The organism is Burkholderiales bacterium (genome assembly GCA_036262035.1).
Lineage (GTDB): Bacteria > Pseudomonadota > Gammaproteobacteria > Burkholderiales > SG8-41 > JAQGMV01.
In genome coordinates this window covers 114,673-129,501 of sequence record DATAJS010000013.1, presented here as the reverse complement: position 1 = coordinate 129,501, position 14,829 = coordinate 114,673, and the positions used below count along the sequence as shown (strand labels likewise).

The 14,829-nt window shown below is 65.5% G+C and carries 13 protein-coding genes; 11 read left to right on the top strand and 2 right to left on the bottom strand.

Annotated features, from left to right (window positions below):
• Nucleotides 1-112 precede the first annotated feature (112 nt).
• Nucleotides 113-718, bottom strand: a complete 606-nt coding sequence (locus VHP37_16045) for a MarC family protein (GenBank protein HEX2827865.1) — start codon at nucleotides 716-718, stop codon at nucleotides 113-115.
• Nucleotides 718-1,404 (bottom strand): FCD domain-containing protein, encoded by a 687-nt coding sequence (locus VHP37_16040; GenBank protein HEX2827864.1) that lies wholly within the window; start codon nucleotides 1,402-1,404, stop codon nucleotides 718-720. The genes VHP37_16045 and VHP37_16040 overlap by 1 nt, the downstream gene beginning before the upstream one ends.
• A 121-nt stretch (nucleotides 1,405-1,525) precedes the next feature.
• On the opposite strand from VHP37_16040, the gene VHP37_16035 reads away from it, so the two are divergent.
• The 11 genes from VHP37_16035 to VHP37_15985 all read left to right on the top strand — a co-directional run bounded on the left by VHP37_16035 (nucleotide 1,526) and on the right by VHP37_15985 (nucleotide 14,750).
• Nucleotides 1,526-2,608: an alpha/beta fold hydrolase gene (locus VHP37_16035; protein ID HEX2827863.1), complete on the top strand. Its 1,083-nt coding sequence runs from the start codon at nucleotides 1,526-1,528 to the stop codon at nucleotides 2,606-2,608.
• Between the two features lie 52 nt (nucleotides 2,609-2,660).
• The gene (locus VHP37_16030) at nucleotides 2,661-3,635 is read left to right on the top strand and encodes a tripartite tricarboxylate transporter substrate binding protein (protein ID HEX2827862.1); all 975 of its coding nucleotides are present in this window, start codon (nucleotides 2,661-2,663) and stop codon (nucleotides 3,633-3,635) included.
• A gap of 126 nt (nucleotides 3,636-3,761) precedes the next feature.
• Nucleotides 3,762-4,844, top strand: a complete 1,083-nt coding sequence (locus tag VHP37_16025) for an alpha/beta fold hydrolase (GenBank protein ID HEX2827861.1) — start codon at nucleotides 3,762-3,764, stop codon at nucleotides 4,842-4,844.
• Nucleotides 4,845-4,856: 12 nt separating this feature from the next.
• Nucleotides 4,857-5,825 carry a tripartite tricarboxylate transporter substrate binding protein gene (locus VHP37_16020; protein HEX2827860.1) on the top strand — a complete coding sequence of 323 codons (969 nt, stop codon included), beginning with the start codon at nucleotides 4,857-4,859 and terminating at the stop codon, nucleotides 5,823-5,825.
• A gap of 115 nt (nucleotides 5,826-5,940) precedes the next feature.
• Entirely contained in the window at nucleotides 5,941-7,020 is a 1,080-nt protein-coding gene (locus VHP37_16015) for an alpha/beta hydrolase (protein HEX2827859.1), read from the top strand.
• Nucleotides 7,021-7,089: 69 nt separating this feature from the next.
• The gene (locus VHP37_16010; protein ID HEX2827858.1) at nucleotides 7,090-8,448 is read left to right on the top strand and encodes a Xaa-Pro peptidase family protein; all 1,359 of its coding nucleotides are present in this window, start codon (nucleotides 7,090-7,092) and stop codon (nucleotides 8,446-8,448) included.
• 138 nt (nucleotides 8,449-8,586) lie between these two features.
• Nucleotides 8,587-9,615, top strand: a complete 1,029-nt coding sequence (locus tag VHP37_16005) for a thiamine pyrophosphate-dependent dehydrogenase E1 component subunit alpha (GenBank protein ID HEX2827857.1) — start codon at nucleotides 8,587-8,589, stop codon at nucleotides 9,613-9,615.
• Entirely contained in the window at nucleotides 9,603-10,580 is a 978-nt protein-coding gene (locus VHP37_16000; protein ID HEX2827856.1) for an alpha-ketoacid dehydrogenase subunit beta, read from the top strand. The genes VHP37_16005 and VHP37_16000 overlap by 13 nt, the downstream gene beginning before the upstream one ends.
• Before the next feature lie 45 nt (nucleotides 10,581-10,625).
• Complete coding sequence (locus tag VHP37_15995) at nucleotides 10,626-12,269, top strand: amidohydrolase (GenBank protein ID HEX2827855.1); 1,644 nt, start codon at nucleotides 10,626-10,628, stop codon at nucleotides 12,267-12,269.
• A 160-nt stretch (nucleotides 12,270-12,429) separates the two neighbouring features.
• Nucleotides 12,430-13,752 carry a dihydrolipoamide acetyltransferase family protein gene (locus VHP37_15990; protein ID HEX2827854.1) on the top strand — a complete coding sequence of 441 codons (1,323 nt, stop codon included), beginning with the start codon at nucleotides 12,430-12,432 and terminating at the stop codon, nucleotides 13,750-13,752.
• Nucleotides 13,753-13,808: 56 nt separating this feature from the next.
• Complete coding sequence (locus VHP37_15985) at nucleotides 13,809-14,750, top strand: NAD(P)-dependent oxidoreductase (GenBank protein HEX2827853.1); 942 nt, start codon at nucleotides 13,809-13,811, stop codon at nucleotides 14,748-14,750.
• The last annotated feature ends 79 nt before the right edge of the window (nucleotides 14,751-14,829 follow it).

Genomic DNA, 14,829 nt, shown 5'->3' with positions numbered 1-14,829 from the left:
GTCCCGTTACCCACACGGTTATCCACAGATTTTGTGGATGACTGAGGAGGTAAAAAGCACAAAAATTAGTGAGGAAAATCCTACAGTTACAGCGTGCTTGCCCCTTGCAATCTCAAGCGAGTTGTTTTACGAAAGCCTCGATCCCTTTCAGCAGCATCTGCACCGCGATGGCGGTGAGCAGCAGCCCCATCAGGCGCTCGAGCGCCGCCAGGCCCCGGGAACCGATGACGTGCCCGATCTGGTCCGCGAAGAACATGATCAGGAGGTTGATCCCGCAGGCGATGGTCAGCGCGCCGACCCATTCCCACACGCGCTCGGGGGCGCCGGCGACGAGCAGGACCACCGTCGCGATGGCGGTCGGTCCGGCGATGGCCGGGATCGCCAGCGGCACGATGAAAGGCTCGCCGCCGTGCACGTCGTCGCCGAAGATGCCTTCGGGGTGCCGAAACACCAGGCGCAGCGCGATGATGAAGAGGATCACCCCGCCCGCGATATTGAGCGACACGTCCGACAGCCCGAGCAGGTCGAGGATCTGCCGGCCGAAAAAGGCGAACACGACCAGCACGACGTAGGCGATGGCGCACTCGCGGAGGATCACCCGCTTGCGCCGCTCTTTCGGCACGCCTTTCATCAGCGTCACGAAAAACGGCACGTTACCGACCGGATCCATCACCAGCAGCAGGATCACGATCGCGGACGACAGCGAGACGTCGACCATCAGTACCCGAAGAGGTTGCGCCTCGCGTGCTGCAGGTGGGTCGCGATCGCCTCGCGCGCGCGCGCCGCGTCGCGCGCTTTCAGCGCTGCGACGATCGCGCGATGCTCCTCCTGATAGGTGAGCCGGCGCTCGGGGGTGACGATGCGGTCCTTGAGCTTGCCCCATTCGGACTGCTGGCGAACCAGCGCCACCATGTCGAGGATGCGGGTGACGAAGCGGTTGTGCGTCGCCGTCGCCAGCGCCTGATGGAGCGCCGCGTCCCACAGCTCGAACTCGTCGAGCGTCGCCGCGCGCTCGGCCTTGTCCAGGCAGAGCTCCATGCGCTCGAAGTCCGCGGGCGTCGCGTTGGTCACGATGAGCTCCGCGAGCGCGGGCTCGATCCGCAGGCGCGCCTCCATGAGCTCGGCGGGGCTGGTGTGCGATACGCTGTCGGTCGCGATCTGGCCGGGTTCATGGGGAGCGGGACCTGCCAGAAACGTTCCTCTTCCCACGTGACGGGTGATCGCGCCTTCGGCTTCGAGCTGGGCGAGGGTGCGCCGCACCGCGTTGCGCGGCACCGCGAAACGCCTGGCGAGCTCGCGCTCGGTCGGCAGCTTGGCGCCCGGGGCGAGCTTGCCTTCGGTCGCTCCGTTCACGATGAACTCGCGGACCCGGCGCGCGCCGGTGCGGGGGATCTCGGCAGCCATGACGGCGATTGTGCGGCTGTGAACCAATTCAGTCAATTGGTTCGATTCGTTGACAATTGGTTCGGCCGCGCCTAGCATCGCCTGACTGTCGGCCGTCACAAGAACATTCCCCCGGAGGAGCATGACGACTACCGCATCGGGCGATGCGCGCGTCGCAGCCGCGATCTGGCACTGGGCGCCGCGCTTCGTCGCCAACGGCGTTCCGCTGTCCGACTTCCAGGAGGTCACCGCGAAGCTCGAGCGGTGGGACGACTGGTGCTCGGCGTGGTCGCAGCGCGCGGCGGTCCACGAGCAGCTCGGCCGGGACGCGATCAAAGCCGGACATCGGCTCTCCGCCGGGGAGCACCTCACGCGCGCCGGCGTCTGCTATCACTTCGCCAAGTTCGTCTTCGTCGAGCATTATGAACAGATGCGCGCGGCGCACCGCAAGGCGGTGGAGTGCAGGCTAGCCGCGCTGCCGCTCATCGAACCCGGCGGTGAGCGCGTGGCGATCCCCTATGACGGTACGAAGCTTTACGGCATCCTGCGCAAGCCGCGCGGCATCGACCGCCCCCCGATCGTGGTCATGTGCATGGGCCTCGATTCGGCGAAGGAGGAGATGGACGCGTACGAGTCGACCTTCCTCGCCCGCGGCATGGCGACGCTTGCGTTCGACGGCCCTGGGCAGGGCGAAGCGGAATACGAGCTTCGCATCCGCGGCGATTACGAGGCGCCGGTGAAAGCCGTGGTCGATTACGTGCAGACGCGCGGCGACGTGGACGCGTCGGGCATCGGGCTATGGGGCGTGTCGCTCGGCGGCTATTACGCGCCGCGCGCCGCGGCGTTCGAAAAGCGCGTCAAGGCGTGCATCTCGCTGTCGGGTCCGTTCGACTGGGCGGATCTCTGGCCGACGATGAACCCGCTCACGCGCGAAGCCTTCCGCGTGCGCGCCAAGTGCGCCACGCCCGAAGAGGCCGAAGCCTGCGGCCGCACGCTCTCGTTGAAAGGTATTGCTTCGAACATCGCGTGTCCGCTCTTCGTCGTCGCGGGCAAGCAGGATCGCATCGTGCCGTGGCAGGACGGCGAGCGGCTCGCGCGCGAAGCACGGGGGCCGGTCGAGCTCGTGCTCATCGAAGACGGCAATCACGTCGCCAACAACCGCGGCTACCGCTACCGCGCGCAGTCCGCGGACTGGATGGCCGCGCAGCTCGGCGCGGCGCGCTGATCACGACGACGAACGAACCGGAGGCACGAACCCACGATAGAGGAGGAGCACCATGCGTCACTGGCTGGCGGCAGGGCTTGCTTGCACGTGCTTGGTTGCGGCGGCGTCCGAGGCGGGCGCCCAGAACGCGAAGTTTCCGGTGAGGCCGATACGCATGCTCGTGCCTTTCTCGACCGGGAGCCAGACGGACATCCTCGCGCGATGGATCGGAGAGAAGATGACGGAGCACTGGGGACAGCAGGTGGTGGTCGACAACCGGCCGAGCGCCGGCGGCACCATCGCGTCCGAATACGTGCTCGGCGCGGCGCCGGACGGGCATACGCTGATGATGGTGTCGACCGGGCATGCGGGCAACGCGACGCTGTATTCCAAGCTTTCGTACGACACGATCCGCGATTTCGCGGGTATCTCGCGCGTCGCGAGCGTTCCCAACCTGCTGGTCGTCGCGCCCTCGACCGGGGTCAACAGCGTGAAGGGGCTGATCGCGTACGCGAAGTCGCGCGCGGGCAAGGTGAACTTCAGCTCGGCCGGCATCGGCAGCGGCACGCAGATCAACGGTGAGATGTTCAGGCTGGCGGCCGGCATCGACGCGACCCACGTGCCTTACAAGGGTGCGCCCGAAGCGTTGAACGAGACGATCGCGGGACGCGTCGACTTCTGCTTCACCCCGGTGCTCATCGCGGCGGGACAGGTCAAGGCGGGACGCGTCACCGCGCTCGCGGTCAGCACCGCGCAGCGCTCGCCGATGTTTCCGAACCTGCCGACGGTCGCCGAAGCGGGCATCGCCGGATTCGAATACGACCAGTGGTACGGGCTCCTCGCCTCGGCGAAGACGCCGCGGCCGCTCGTCAACGTGCTGAACAAGGAAGTGGTGCGGATCCTCAACCTGCCCGAGATCAAGGAGCGCCTGCTGACGCAGGGCGCGACCCCCACGCCGACGACGCCCGAGGAGTTCGACGCTTTCATCCGCTCGGAGGTGAAGCGCTTCGCGAAAGTGCTCATCGCCGCAGGCGCGAAGATCAATTGATTCTTGAGTCTCTAAAGGCGTGATTGGCCGCAAAGGACGCAAAGGACGCAAAGGAAAACCAAAACGTCATTCCCGACCCGCGGTAGCGGGAGCGATCGGGAATCCATTTTGACTTTGAGTATGTGTATGACTGAACCAGCAAAAGACAAGCGCGTAGAAATCGCCATCCACAACTGGGCGCCGCGCTTCGTCTCGGCCGGCGTGCCGCTCGCCGATTTCAACGAAGTGACCGCCGCGATCTCGCGCTGGGACGACTGGTGCCGCGTGTGGTCGGAGCGTGCCGCCGTCCATGAAGCGCTCGGGCGCGACGCGCTCGCGCAGGGCTATATGCTCTCCGCCGGGGCGCACCTCACGCGCGCGTCGCTGTGCTATCACTTCGGCAAGTTCATGTTCGTGCACGACATCGAGCAGATGAAAGCAGCGCATCGGAAGGTCGTCGAGTGCCGCAACCTCGCGCTGCCCCATCTCGATCCGCCCGGCGAGCGCGTCGCGATTCGATACGAAAGCCGCGAGCTCTACGGGATACTGCGCCGCCCGCACGGGATCGAGTGCCCCGCGGTGGTCATCATGTGCGTCGGCCTCGACTCGACCAAGGAAGAGCTCGACGTCTACGAGAACATCTTTCTCGAGCGCGGCATGGCCACCCTCGCGTTCGACGGCCCTGGCCAGGGCGAAGCCGAGTACGACCTGCCGATCCGCGGCGATTACGAGGCGCCGGTGCAGGCGGTGATCGATCACATCAAGACGCGCGCCGACGTCGATCCCGATCGCATCGGCATCATGGGCGTCTCGCTCGGCGGTTACTACTCCGCGCGCGCCGCGGCGTTCGACAAGCGCCTTAAAGCGTGCCTGTCGTTCTCCGGTCCGTACTCGTGGGTCGAGATCTTCGACGGCCGCAACGAGCTTTCGCGCGAAGCGTTCCGCGTGCGCAGCCACAGCAGGACGATGGAAGAGGCGCACGAGAAAGCGAAGACGCTGACGCTCGAAGGCGCCTGCTCGAACATCACGTGTCCGATCTACATCGTCGCGGGCGAGCTCGACCGGCTCACGCCGCCGGCCAACGCCGAGCGCATCGCCGCCGAAGTGTCGGGGCCGAAAGTGCTTCAGATCGTGAAAGGCGGCAACCACGTGGTGAACAACCGCCGCTACATGTACCAGACGCAGGCTGCCGACTGGATGGCGCAGCAATTGGGCGTGCCGAAGACCTGAAGAGGAGGGATCATGCGCAAGACCATCGTCGCGCTGGCGGCGGCGCTCGCGGCCGGACAGGCGATCGCAGCCGAAGCGGACAAATACCCGGTGAGGCCGGTGCGGGTGATCACCGGCTCGACCGGCAGCACGTCGGACCAGATCGCGCGCTTCACCGCGCAGAAGCTCACCGAGCGCCTCGGCCAGCAGTTCATCGTCGACAACCGCGCGGGGGCGGGCGGCACGATCGGCACCGACATCGTCGCTAAGTCGGTGCCGGACGGCTACACGCTGGTCATCGCCCACGCGGGCACGCACGTCAGCGCGCCGAGCCTCTTCCCGAAGCTACCCTACGATCCGCTGCACGACTTTGCGCCGATCTCCATCCTGATGAAAGGCGTGACGGTGCTCGTGGCGCACCCTTCGGTGCCCGCGAACAACGTGCAGGAGCTGATCGCGCTGGGCAAAGCGAAAGGCGGCAACGCGGTGAGCTGGGGCTCGGCCGGCGCGGGCACGATCAGCCATCTCGCGGGCGAGCTCTTCGTCAAGGTGAGCGGGGTCAACTTCCTGCACATCCCTTACAAGGGTGCGGGACCGGCGCTGACCGGGCTGCTGAGCGGCGAGACCCAGTTCGCGTTCCTGTCACCGGTCACCGCGCGTGCACAGCTCCAGGCGAGGAAGGTGAAGGCGTTCACGGTGACGAGCCTGCAACGCTTCCCGGCCACGCCCGAGGTCCCGAGCGCGACCGAGGCCGGCGTTCCCGGTCTCGACGCGCTGCTGTGGTTCGGCCTCATGGCGCCCGCGAAGACGCCGCAGGCGATCGTGATGAAGCTCAACCGGGAGATCGGCGACAGCTTCGCGCAGCCCGACGTCAAAGAAGCCTTGCTGAAACTCGGCGCCATCGCCGCGCCGACGACGCCCGAGGAGATGCGCGCGTTCATCAAGGCCGAGCTGACCAAGTGGACGCCGATCATCAGGGCGGCGGGCATCAAGGCGGATTGAACGCGAAAATGTGAAGCGTGAAACGTGAAACGTGAAACGTGAGACGTGAGACGTGAGACGTGAAACGTAGGGTGCGTTAGCCGCGAAGCGGCGTAACGCACCGAAAGAGGATCCAATGGACACACCGCAAACACCGAAAGACGAACGCGTTCAATCCGCCATCTCCCACTGGGCGCCGCGGTTCGTGATCAACGGCGTGCCGCTCACCGACTTCCAGGAAGTCACCGCGAGCATCGCGAGCTGGGACGACTGGTGCAAAGCGTGGAGCGCGCGCGCCGCGATCCACGAGGAGCTCGGCAACACCGCGCACGGCGAAGGCTTCCACCTGTCGGCCGCCGAGCACTGGACGCGCGCGGCGGTCTGCTACCACTTCGGAAAATTCCTCTTCGTGAACGACATGGCGCAGCTCCGCCGGGCGCACATGAAAGCGGTCGAGTGCCGCAACAAGGCGCTGCCGCACCTGCGTCCGCCCGGCGAGCGCGTGGCGATCCCGTACGAGGGCAAGCAGCTCTACGGCAACCTGAGAAAACCGGCGGGTGTGGCCAAGCCGCCGATCGTGGTCATGTGCATGGGACTCGACTCGGCGAAAGAGGAGATGGACGATTACGAGAACCGCTTCCTCCAGCGCGGTCTCGCGACGCTCGCATTCGACGGCCCGGGACAGGGCGAAGCCGAATACGACTTCCCGATCTGTCCCGAGTACGAGAAGCCCGTCGGCGCGGTGATCGACTACCTCGAGACGCGCAACGACGTCGACACCTCGAAGATCGGCGTCTGGGGCGTCTCGCTCGGCGGCTATTACGCGCCGCGCGCGGCGTGCTTCGAGAAGCGTATCAAGGCGTGCGTCGCGCTGTCCGGCGCGTACGAGCGCAAGCCGGGTTTCGAAGGGCGGCCGATCATCAACGTCGAAGCCTTTCGCGCGCGCACGCACAGCAGGACGCTCGAAGAAGCGGGCAAAGTCGGGGCGCGCATGACGTTGCGCGGCTTCGCTTCAAACATCACGTGCCCCATCTACATCGTCGCCGGCACCAGGGACCGCCTGACCTCACCGGAAGAGGCGAAAAAGCTCGCCGCGGAAGTCTCGGGGCCGTGCGTGCTGTCGATCGTGGAAGGCGGCAACCACGTGGTGAACAATCTCTGGTACCGGTATCGCGATCAGACCGCGGACTGGATGGCCGTTCAGCTGAAGGCGTGAACGGGTGAAGGTAGCGCAGGCGCCTCGCCTGCAGCCGAAAGGCGTGAACGAGTGAACGGGTGAACGGGTATGGCGAGTAAGAAGAAGAGAGTTGAACCGAAGAACATCAAAGCATCGGACATCGATCCGAAGAAGCGCGTGTCCGAAGCGCCGGACGTGCTCTTCGATCCGGCGGATCCGCGGCACCAGTGGGAGCGCCCGCTCCAGGCGCCGGGGCGCATGCAGGTCGATTTCGAGGAGCGCGTCGATTTCAGGCGGCTGCACGACTATCGCCTCGCGCGCACGCGCAATGCCCTGCGCAATTCAGGGCTCGGCGCGCTGTTGTGCTTCGACCAGTACAACATCCGCTACATCTCGAGCACCGTCATCGGCGAATGGGCGCGCGACAAGCTCACGCGCTGGTGCCTGCTGACCGGCAACGGCGAGCCGTGGGTGTGGGATTTCGGCTCGGCCGCGCGCCATCACAAGATCTATGCGCCGTGGCTGCCCAAGAACCACTGCCTCGCGGGCCTCACGGGCTTGCGCGGCGCGGTGTCGCCGAAAGTGGGCCTGTTCGAGGACATGGCGAAAGAGGTCTACGACATCCTGGTGCAGGAAGGGGTGGCCGATATGCCCGTCGGCATCGACGTGGTCGAGCCCCCTTTCCTGTTCGCGCTGCAAAAGCTCGGCGTCAAAGTGCAGGACGGCCAGCAGGTCATGCTCGACGCGCGCGAGATCAAGAGCCACGACGAGATCACGCTGCTCAACACGGCGGCGGCGATGGGCGACGGGGTGTACCAGGACATCTTCGAAGCGTTGAAGCCGGGCATCCGCGAGAACGAGGTCGTCGCGATGGCGACCAAGCGCCTGTACGAGATGGGCTCGGACTGCGTGGAAGCGATCAACGCGATCGCCGGCGAGCGCTGCAGCCCGCACCCGCACAACTTTACCGACCGCATGATCCGCCCGGGCGACCAGGCGTATTTCGACATCATCCAGTCGTACATGGGTTATCGCACGTGCTATTACCGCACGTTCACGGTGGGCTCGGCGACGAAAGCGCAGCACGACGCGTACAGACGCGCGCGCGCCTGGATGGACGGCGCGATCGACATGCTCAAGCCCGGCGTGTCGACCGACAAGGTGGCGCGCGCGTTCCCCAAGAGCACCGAGATCGGCTTCGAGACCGAGATGAGCGCGTTCGGCCTGAACTTCTGCCACGGCCTGGGGCTCGGCCTGCACGAGCGGCCGCTGATCTCGCGCGTGAACTCTTTCAAGGACCCGTACGAGCTCAAGGCGGGGATGGTGTTCGCGGTCGAAACCTTCTGTCCGGCCGCCGACGGCGTCTCAGCCGCGCGGATCGAAGAGGAAGTGGTGCTGACGCCCGACGGCGCGAAGATCATCACGCTCTTCCCGGCTCAAGAGCTTCCGATCGCGAACAAGTACTAAAAGCAATTAACCGCAAAGGACGCAAAGGACGCAAAGGAAAAACAAGGCAAACCAAAGAACAAAATTATTTTTTGTTTTTGATCTTCCTTGGCGTCGTTTGCGTCCTTTGCGGTTCAAAAATCAGTTTTAGAGGTAAGCGTGGACACATCGGTTAAACGTAAGAAGGCCGGCTCACCACCCGAGATCGACATCGGCCGCGAGACTCGCATGGAGCTCTATCGCCAGCAGCTCGAGCTGCGTTATTGCGAGAAGCGCGCGTACGATCTGTTTCTCCAGAACCTGATCAAAGGCACGAGCCATCTGTCGCTCGGGCAGGAAGCGATCGCCGCCGGGTTCGGCGTCGCGATGCGGCCCGACGACTGGACGTTCTGCACCTATAGAGGCCACGCGCACACGCTCGCGCGCGGCGCATCGATGGCGGGCGTGCTCGGAGAGCTGATGGGCCGCGAGTGCGGCCTCCTCGGCGGCAAGGGCGGCTCGATGCACCTCACCGACGTCAGCAAAGGCGCGATGGGCTCTTACGCGATCATCGGCGCGCACCTGCCGGTCGCCGCCGGCGCCGCGTGGAGCGCGCAGTATCGCGGCACCGAGCAGGTCGCGGTGTGCTTCTTCGGCGACGGCACGACCAACATCGGCGCCTTTCACGAAGCGCTCAACTTCGCGGCGATCTGGAAGCTGCCGGTGATCTTCGTGTGCGAGAACAACCTGTACATGGAGTACACGCCGATCCACACCGTGACCGCGGTCGAGCATCCCGCAGCCGATCGCGCGAGCGCCTACGGGCTGGAGAAGATCGTCATCGACGGCAACGACGCCGACGAGGTCTACAAGACCGCGGTCAAGTTCATGGACCGCGCGCGCAAAGGCGGCGGTCCCGCGCTGATCGAAGCGATGACTTATCGCCACAGCGGCCACTCGCGCGCCGATCCCGGCCAGTACCGCCCCAAGGGCGAGCTCGAGAAGTGGCTCGAGCAGGATCCGCTCAAGCGCTATCGCTCACGCCTGCTCGAAGTCGGCTTCAACGAGGCGACTCTGAAAGACATGGAAGCCGAAGCGATGAGGAAAGTGGACGAAGCGACCGAGACGGCCAAGGCGTCACCGGTGCCGGGTCTCGATGCGATCGACAGAGACGTGTGGGCCGACGGGAGCACAGCATGGCGGAACTGACCTATCGCGACGCGGTTGCGGCCGGCATCGCGCAGGAGATGGAGCGCGACGAGAACGTCGTGTTCCTGGGCGAGGACATCGGCGCCGCGGGCGGCGTGTTCAAGGCCACCGTAGGGCTCTTCGAGAAGTTCGGGCCCAGGCGGGTGCGCGACACGCCGATCTCGGAACAGGCGATCCTCGGCGCGGCGATGGGCGCCGCGATGACCGGTCTGAAGCCCATCGCCGAGATCATGTTCTCCGACTTCCTCGCGGTGTGCTGGGACATCGTCGCCAACGAGATCGCGAAGACGCGCTACATGACCAACGGCCAGATCGCGCTGCCGCTGGTCATCCGCACCGCGAACGGCGCAGGCTCGCGCTTCGGCGCGCAGCACTCGCAGGCGGTCGAGAACTGGGCGATGGCGATCCCCGGCATCAAGGTCGTCGCGCCCGCCTTTCCCGCGGACGTGAAAGGTCTGCTCGCCGCGGCGGTGCGCGATCCCGACCCGGTGCTCTTCTTCGAGCAGAAGTCGTTGTATCCCATGAAAGGCGAAGTGCCCGACGGCGAGCACGTCGACGAGCTCGGCAAGGCGAAGGTGCTGCGGGAGGGCAAGGACTGCACGATCGTCGCGCTCGCCTCGATGGTGCACAAGTCGCTCGACGCGGCGGCGATCCTCGAGAAGGAGCACGGCATCTCGGCGACGGTGGTGGACGTGCGCTCGCTCGTGCCGCTCGATACGCAGACGATCCTCACCGAGATCGGCAAGACCGGCCGGCTCTTCACTGTCGAAGAGAACCCGCGACTGTGCGGCTGGGGCGCGGAGATCGTGTCGATCGCGGCGGAGGAATGTTTCTGGACGCTGGATGCGCCGATGGTGAGGATCACGACGCCGCACATCCCGCTGCCGTCGGCGGACAAGCTGGAGGACGCGACCATACCTTCGGTTGAACGCATCGTGAAAGAGGTATCGCAGAAGATGGATTGAAAAGCGATTGACCACAAAGGACGCAAAGGACGCAAAGGAAAAGCCATGAAGCGATTCGTGACGGTCGCGTTGCTCACGCTCACCGCGTCGATGGCTCAGGCGGCGGACCTCGTGCTGGTCAACGGGAAGGTCGTCACCGTCGACGAGCGGTTCACGGTCGCCCAGGCGGTGGCGATCAAAGGCCGGCGGATTGCGGCGGTGGGCACGAGCGCGGCGATGCGCAAGCTCGCCGGGCCTTCGGCCAAAGTGATCGATCTGCGCGGCCGCACGGTCATTCCCGGACTGATCGACAACCACGCGCATTTCGTGCGCGTCGCCGAGAAATGGCATTCGGAGATGCGGCTCGACGGCGTGACCTCGCGTGCGCAAGCCCTCGATATGCTGCAGAAGCGCGTGCGCGCGGCGAAGCCCGGCGACTGGATCGTCGCGCTCGGCGGCTGGTCGGAGGAGCAGTTCACCGACGATCCGCGAGGCTTTCCGCTGGCCGAGCTCGACAAGCTCGCGCCCGCCAATCCGGTGGCGCTGCAGGCGATCTATCGCCACACGTATCTGAATACCGCGGCGATGAAAGCGGCAGGCATCGATGCCAGGACACCCGATCCCGCAGGCGGACGTATCGAGAAAGACGCGAGCGGCAATCCGACCGGTCTGGTGAGTGGCGCGGGCGGCGTCGCGTTCGTCGCGGCCAAGGTGCCGCTCGCCGAATCGCGCCAATGGCTGCAGAATGCGCGCAACGTGGTGTCGTACCTCAACTCGGTCGGCATGACCGCGTGGATGGACGCAGGCGGCCGCGGGATGAGCGAGGCGCACTACGAGCCGTACCGCCTGCTCGCGAGCAAGGGCGAGCTCGACATCCGCATCTTCTGGCAGACGGTGCGGCAGCCGGGCACGCCGGAGCAGGTGGACAAGGTCGTCGCGGAGATCCCCGCGATGAAGCCTTTCCAGGGCGACGATTACTTCGACAACGTCGGTTACGGCGAGTCGGTCTACAACCCGGTCAACACCCAGCTTCTCAATCCGAAAGCGAACACGCGCGCCGAAGACATCGCGCAGTGGGGACGCATCGCCCGCGCGTTGGCCGAGCGCGGCATCTACATGAACTCGCACGTCGAGATGGAGCCGGCGATCGACGCGTTCCTCGCGCTGTACGAAGGCATCAACCGCGAGAAGCCGATCAAGGGGCTGCGCTGGGCCTTCTCGCACATCGACCAGGTGACGCCCGAGCAGATCGAGCGCATGAAGCGCCTCGGCATGACCGCGCAGATCCACACCCGGCCGCTCATCCAGGGTTATCTCATGCACAAGTTCCACGGCGATCGCGCGTGGAGCATGCCGCCGATGCGCATGGTGCACGACAGCGGGATCATGTGGGGGCTGGGCTCGGACGCGACGGCGGTGACGACATCGAACCCGTTCTACAACCTGTGGTTCGCGGTGACGGGCAGGATGGTCGGCGGACGCGAGGTCAACCGCCAGACGATCACCCGCGAGGAAGCGTTGATCGCGCACACGCGCAACAACGCCTACGTCGTGTTCCAGGAATCGAACCTCGGCTCTTTGCAGCCGGGAAAGTACGCCGATCTCGTGGTGCTCGACCGCGACTATCTGACCATCCCGGCCGACCAGATCAAGGACATCAGGCCGACCATGACGATGGTGGGCGGGAAAGTGGTTTACGAACTCAAGTGAAAGAGCAAAAAAGCTTTAACACGGAGGGCACGGAGGTCCACGGAGGACACGGAGGAACCATTCGGCCGGGTTGTCTAAGACCGACATGCTTTTCCTCCGTGCCCTCCGTGTTCTTCCTCCGTGTCCTCCGTGTTGAATGCTTTAGTCTCAGGAGTAGCAGATGGACGTAATCATGCCGCAGCTCGGCGAGACCGTCGCCGAAGGCGTCGTCACGCGGTGGTACAAGAAAGTCGGCGACGCGGTGAAAGCGGACGAAGTGCTTTTCGACGTCGAGACCGACAAGGTGAGCACCGAGATCCCGGCGCAGGCAACAGGGGTCATTGCCGAGATCCTGGTGCAGGAAGGCGTTACCGCGAAGGTGGGTGAGAAGCTCGCGGTGATAAAAGAAAGCGCGGGAGGAGCGTCCGCGCAACGGCAGTCGAGCGGCGTCGCCGCGGCTGCGCGGACGTCTACGCCGGTTGCGCCGAGCGCCGCCGCGGACGGCACCGGCGCGGACCGCCTGAGCCCGACGGCGAAGCAGGCCGCGGAGATCGTCAAGCCGCCGCTCTCGATCCGCGAAGGCGCGCAGGCGAGGCTCTCGCCGGTCGTGCGCAAGCTGGTCGCCGAGCACGCGCTCGACATCGGCCAGATCCCCGGCACCGGCCGCGACGGGCGCATCACGAGGAACGACGTGCTCGACCACGTCGCGAAGCGCGCGCAGCAGCCGGCGCCGCGCGCCGAGCCTCCGGTCACCCGTACGCCGGCCGTGAGCGCGCTGGCCCCCATGGCAACGGGGCAGGTACAGCCGCTCAACGCGGTGCGCAAGCGCGTCGCCGAGAACATGGCGAAGTCCTGGACGACCGCGCCGCACGTGCTCCAGGTCGTCGAAGCCGATTTCCACCGCGTCGAGCAGGCGCGGCGCGAAAGCGGCGCCGGGTGGAAGGAGCGCGAAGGCTACAGCCTCACGTATCTCCCCTTCATCCTGCGCGCGGTGTCGATCGCGCTCGGCCGCTATCCCAAGCTCAACGCGACGTTCGGCGGCGACCGCATCACGCTTGCGCGCCGCATCAACATCGGCATCGCGGTCGACATGAACTTCGAGGGGCTGATGGTGCCGGTCCTGAAGGACGTACCGAACAAATCGCTGCCGCAGCTCGCGCGCGAAGCGCACGACCTCGCGGTGCGCGCGCGCGCGGGCAAGCTCGAGCCGGACGAGCTCGCCGAAGGCACGTACACCATCACCAACAACGGGGCTTACGGCACGGTGATCACCGCGCCGATCATCAACACGCCGCAGGTCGCGATACTCTCGACCGACGGCGTGCGCAAGAAGCCGGTGGTGATCGAAAGCCCGGAAGGCGACAGCATCGCGGTGAGGCCGGTCGGCGTGCTGGCGCAAAGCTTCGACCATCGCGCGGTCGACGGGGCGTATGCCGCGTCGTTCCTCAACGAGCTCAAGCGCGTGATCGAGACGCGCAACTGGTCGCAGGATCTACAGAGTTAATGGGGTCAGACCCCGGCTTTATCGGGGTGTGACCCCGGTTTTTTCGGAGAAGTGCAATGGCAGACATGAAGAAACACAAGCTCGGCTGGATCGGCATCGGCCGCATGGGATACGCGATGGCCGAGCGGCTGGCGAAGTCGGGCTGCGACATCGCGGTATGGAACCGCACGCGCTCGAAAGCCGAGCCGCTCGCCGCGTCGGGTGCGAAAGTGGTCGACCACCTCACCGACCTCGCCGAGTGCGACATCGTCTTCACCATGGTGTCGGCGGGCAAGGACGTGAAGGAGGTGCTGTTCGGCGCGAACGGCGTCACGTCCAAAGGCAAGGCGCCGAAGATCGTCGTCGATTCGACCTCGATCTCGCTGGAGGAATCGGCCGAGATCCGCGAGAAGCTGCAGGGCAAGGGCGTGAAGCTGCTCGCCGCTCCGGTCTCGGGCAATGCCAAGGTCATCAAGGCCGGCAAGCTCACGGTCGTCGCGTCCGGCCCGCAGGATGCATTCGACGCGGTGTCGCCTTACCTCGCGGCGATCGGGCAGGGCGTCTCGTATGTCGGCGACGGCGAGCTCTCGCGCATCGCCAAGATCTGCCACAACGTGATGCTCGGCGTGGTGATCCAGAACCTCTGCGAGATCACGGTGCTCGCGGAGAAGGCGGGCATGAAGCGCCACGCCTTCCTCGACTTCCTCAACAAGAGCGTGATGGGCTCGATGTTCACGCGCTACAAGACGCCGGCGCTCTCCAGCCTCGATTTCCACGTCACGTTCACACCCGAGCTCCTGAGGAAGGACATCGATCTCGGATTGAACGCCGGCAAGACCTACGGCGTGCCGATGCCGCTCACCTCGCTCACGCGCGACATGATCCAGACCCTCATCGGTCACGGCTACACCGATCAGGACTTTTCCACGTTGCTGCTCCTGCAGGCGAAGGCTTCGGGAATCGAGCTTGCGCCGGAGAACGTCGAGATCGGCGACGGCCTGTCGCCCGAGAAAAGCTGACGGACAGGAATGACCGCAGACGACGCGGAGAAAAGCCGATTCGTCATTCCCGACCCGCGGCAGCGGGAACGATCGGGAA